The organism is Streptomyces sp. GESEQ-35, assembly GCF_017948485.1.
Classification (GTDB): domain Bacteria; phylum Actinomycetota; class Actinomycetes; order Streptomycetales; family Streptomycetaceae; genus Streptomyces.
This window is the reverse complement of record NZ_JAFFSX010000064.1, coordinates 1-4,158: the sequence shown is the minus strand read 5'-3', so window position 1 is coordinate 4,158 and position 4,158 is coordinate 1. Positions and strand designations below refer to the sequence as shown.

General features: G+C 69.6%; 3 protein-coding genes. All 3 read left to right on the top strand.

From position 1 onward, the window contains the following. Window positions 1-188 precede the first annotated feature (188 nt). Window positions 189-1,319, top strand: coding sequence for an ADP-forming succinate--CoA ligase subunit beta (gene sucC / locus KCH87_RS48285; protein ID WP_210594440.1), 1,131 nt, complete (start codon window positions 189-191; stop codon window positions 1,317-1,319). An 11-nt stretch (window positions 1,320-1,330) separates the two neighbouring features. Further along, window positions 1,331-2,230 carry a succinate--CoA ligase subunit alpha gene (sucD, locus tag KCH87_RS48280; RefSeq protein ID WP_210594439.1) on the top strand — a complete coding sequence of 300 codons (900 nt, stop codon included), beginning with the start codon at window positions 1,331-1,333 and terminating at the stop codon, window positions 2,228-2,230. A gap of 214 nt (window positions 2,231-2,444) precedes the next feature. Next, complete coding sequence (locus KCH87_RS48275; protein WP_210594438.1) at window positions 2,445-4,001, top strand: aldehyde dehydrogenase family protein; 1,557 nt, start codon at window positions 2,445-2,447, stop codon at window positions 3,999-4,001. The last annotated feature ends 157 nt before the right edge of the window (window positions 4,002-4,158 follow it).

The following is a 4,158-nucleotide window of genomic DNA, read 5'->3' as shown; positions in this document are numbered from 1 at the left end:
GTCACAGGTCACCTCACTTGTCCGTTGCCTTGAACGTCCTGGTGGCGCTGGTCATGGACCGCGTCCGGCACATTGCATACAGTCGACGAATACTGTATGAAGATTGTTATCCCGCATCCGATGGGTGATGTCCAGGGGTCGTGCAGCACTTTTCAGTCGTGCCTCAGTTTTCAGACGGGAGCCGAATCATGGACCTGTACGAGCACCAGGCCCGGGGGCTCTTCGCGGAATACGGCATCGTGGTGCCGAATGCGGAGGTCACCGCAGCACCCAAGGAAGCGCGTGAGATCGCCCGCCGGCTCGGCGGCCGCGTCGTCGTCAAGGCGCAGGTCAAGACCGGGGGCCGGGGCAAGGCGGGCGGAGTGAAACTCGCCGCAGACCCGGCCGCGGCCGAACTCACGGCACGTCAGATCCTCGGTATGGACATCAAGGGGCACACGGTCGGCAACGTCATGCTGGCCCAACCCGTCGACATCGAGGCCGAGTTCTACGTCGCCTACGTCCTCGACCGCGCGGCGGGCCGCTTCCTCGCGATCGCCTCGGCGGAGGGCGGCATGGACATCGAGGAGGTCGCCGCAAGTCGACCGGAAGCCGTCGCCCGTATCCACATCGACCCGGACGAGGGTGTCACCTCGGCGAAGGCGGCCGAGATCGCCGACGCCGCCGGGCTCCCGCCGCAGACCGTCGACGTGCTCGTACGGCTGTGGCGAGTACTCGTCGGCGAAGACGCCGTCCTCGTCGAGGTGAACCCGCTCGTCCGTACCGCGCGGGGGCAGATCCTCGCCCTCGACGGCAAGATCACCCTCGACGACAACGCCCGTTTCCGGCAGGCCCGTTGGGGCGCCGAGGGAGCGGCTCACGACCATCCGCTGGAGGAGGCGGCCGCCGCGAAGGGCCTCAACTATGTGAAGCTCGACGGCGAGGTCGGCATCATCGGCAATGGCGCCGGCCTGGTCATGTCGACCCTCGACGTGGTCGCCGGCTGCGGTGCCCGCCCCGCCAACTTCCTCGACATCGGCGGCGGGGCATCGGCTCGGGTCATGGCCGACGGACTGTCCGTCATCCTCTCCGACCCGGGCGTGAAGTCGGTGTTCGTCAACGTCTTCGGCGGGATCACCGCCTGCGACGCGGTCGCCGACGGCATCGTCCAGGCCCTGGACGCCGTCGAGTTGACCAAACCGCTCGTCGTGCGCCTCGACGGCAACAACGCGGTCCGTGGCCGCGCCATCCTCGACGAACGAGCCCACCCCCTGGTCCAGCAGGCCACCACCATGGACGGCGCGGCCCGCCGAGCCGCCCGACTCGCCAACACCACCTGAAGGAGCGGGACATGGCCATCTTCCTCACCCAGGAGTCCAGGGTCCTCGTCCAGGGCATGACCGGCGGCGAGGGCATGAAGCACACCCGGCGGATGCTCGCGACCGGCACGAACGTCGTCGGCGGCGTCAACCCGCGCAAGGCGGGCCGCACCGTCGACTTCGACGAGCGAGCCGTGCCCGTCTTCGGGTCGGTGCGCGAAGGTGTGGAGATGACCGGCGCCGATGTGAGCGTGGTCTTCGTGCCGCCGGCGTTCGCCAAGGCGGCCGTTGTCGAGGCCGCCGACGCCGGGATCGGACTCACCGTAGTCATCACCGAGGGCATCCCGGTCCACGACTCCGTCGCCTTCCGCGCGCACGCGGCGAAGAAGGGCACGCGCGTCATCGGTCCCAACTGCCCGGGCCTGATCACGCCCGGCCAGTCAAACGCGGGCATCATCCCCGCCGACATCACGAAGCCGGGCCGCATCGGCCTGGTGTCCAAGTCCGGGACGCTCACCTACCAACTCATGTACGAGCTCCGGGACACAGGCTTCTCGACCTGCGTGGGCATCGGCGGCGACCCCGTCGTGGGCACCACCCACATCGACTGTCTGGCGGCCTTCCAGGACGACCCCGACACCGAACTGATCGTTCTCATCGGGGAGATCGGCGGTGATGCCGAGGAACGGGCGGCCGTGTTCATCCGCGACCACATCACCAAGCCCGTCGTCGGCTACATCGCCGGATTCACCGCACCCGAGGGCAGGACCATGGGGCATGCGGGAGCCATCGTCTCCGGTTCGTCCGGCACCGCCGCGGCGAAGAAGAAGGCCCTGGAAGCAGCCGGAGTGAGCGTGGGCGGCACCCCGACCGAAACGGCCCGGCTGGTGCTGGCCCATCTGGAAAGTGAACGCGACGTCAGTCATCGTTGACGTGGAGTGACTGTGAAAGACAGTCCGGCCTCACCGAATTTCCCCCAACACATGACCGTCAACACACGGCCGTCAACACACGACCGTCGGACATGACACATGCGACCGCCGGTCGTGACATTGCGCGACCACTGGTCGCGCGGTCACGCATCCTGCGCTTCGGCAGATGCCGGCCCCCCCGCCCCCGACTGTGCACCGAGAGCGGAGACACCGAATGGCAACCACCCTCAACCCCACCCATCTCGTCGTGAAGTCCGGCACGTCCTGGACCGACGCCTGGCAGCGGTGCCTCGCCGTCGCCCCCGAGGCGTTCCGCGACGACCGCGTCCTCAACCTCTGGAACGCCGCCTGGCAGGCGGACGGCCGGGCGCTGCCCGCCACCAGCCCCGTCGACGGCAGCCCGATCGCCGGCCCGCCCCGCCTGGACCGGGCCACCGCCCAGCAGGCCGTGCGCGCCTCGCTCGACCAGCACCGCGCCTGGCGCCACATTCCCCTCGACGAGCGCCGCGCCCGCGTCGCCGCCACCCTCGACGCCCTCACCCAGCACCGTGAACTGCTCGCCCTCCTTCTGGTCTGGGAGATCGGCAAGCCGTGGCGGCTCGCGCAGGCGGACGTCGACCGGGCCATCGACGGCGTGCGCTGGTACGTCGACGGCATCGAGCCGATGGTCGCCGGCCGGGCGCCGCTGGACGGCCCGGTGTCCAACATCGCGAGCTGGAACTACCCGATGAGCGTGCTCGTTCACGCAATGCTGGTACAGGCACTGGCAGGCAATGCGGTCATCGCCAAGACCCCGACCGACGGCGGTGTCGCCTGTCTGACCCTGGCCTGTGCGCTCGCGGCCCGCGAGGGGATTCCCGTCACCCTGGTCAGCGGCAGCGGAGGCGAGTTGTCGGAGGCGCTGGTGAAGGCGCCCGAGATCGGCTGTGTCTCCTTCGTCGGCGGCCGCGACACCGGCGCCGCGGTGGCCACGGCCGTCGCCGACCTCGGCAAGCGCCATGTCCTCGAACAGGAGGGGCTCAACACCTGGGGCCTCTGGAACTACTCGGACTGGGACGCCCTGACCGCGGTCATCCCCAAGCTCTTCGACTACGGCAAGCAGCGCTGCACGGCCTACCCGCGCTTCGTGGTCCAGCGTGAGCTGTTCGACGAGTTCCTGACCGCGTACCTGCCGGCGGTCCGCACCCTGCGCCTCGGTCACCCGCTCGCGGTCGAACACGCCGACGACCCGTACCCGGCACTCGACTTCGGGCCGGTGATCAACGCGGCGAAGGCCAAGGAGCTGCACGACCAGGTCGCCGAGGCCATCAACCGCGGCGCCGTCCCGCTGCACCGCGGCTCCCTGAGCGAGGCCCGCTTCCTGCCCGGCCAGGACACCTCGGCATACGTCCAGCCGGTCACGCTCCTGAACCCGCCCCCGTCCTCCCCGCTGCACCACGCGGAACCGTTCGGGCCGGTCGACACCATCGTCCTGGTCGACACGGAGGCGGAGCTGCTGGCCGCGATGAACGCGTCCAACGGTGCCCTGGTGGCCACCCTGTCCACGGACGACAAGGCGACTTTCGCCCGGCTGGCCCCGCAGATCCGCGCGTTCAAGGTGGGCCACGGCAAGCCGCGCTCCCGCGGCGACCGCGACGAACTGTTCGGCGGTTTCGGTGCGTCCTGGCGCGGCGCGTTCGTCGGCGGCGAACTGCTGGTGCGCGCGGTCACCCAGGGCCCGGCGGGGGAGCGGCTGCCCGGGAACTTCCCGGAGTACCAGTTGATGCCGTGAGGTGAGCCCGGGCGGTGCCCGTGCGGGGGCGCCGCCCGGCCCTCGTAACCACACACGCACGTCCATGTTTTGTATGCAATCTACGATATGGAATGCGCGGAAGGCTCGATGGGCCGCCGACGTACAACACGACGACCAAGGATGAGGTGGCGGGCAT

Excerpts from the sequence above, each read along its gene's own strand:
- sucC (WP_210594440.1), top strand. The coding sequence starts at position 189 with ATGGACCTGTACGAGCACCAGGCCCGGGGGCTCTTCGCGGAATACGGC.
- sucD (WP_210594439.1), top strand. The coding sequence starts at position 1,331 with ATGGCCATCTTCCTCACCCAGGAGTCCAGGGTCCTCGTCCAGGGCATG.
- KCH87_RS48275 (WP_210594438.1), top strand. The coding sequence starts at position 2,445 with ATGGCAACCACCCTCAACCCCACCCATCTCGTCGTGAAGTCCGGCACG.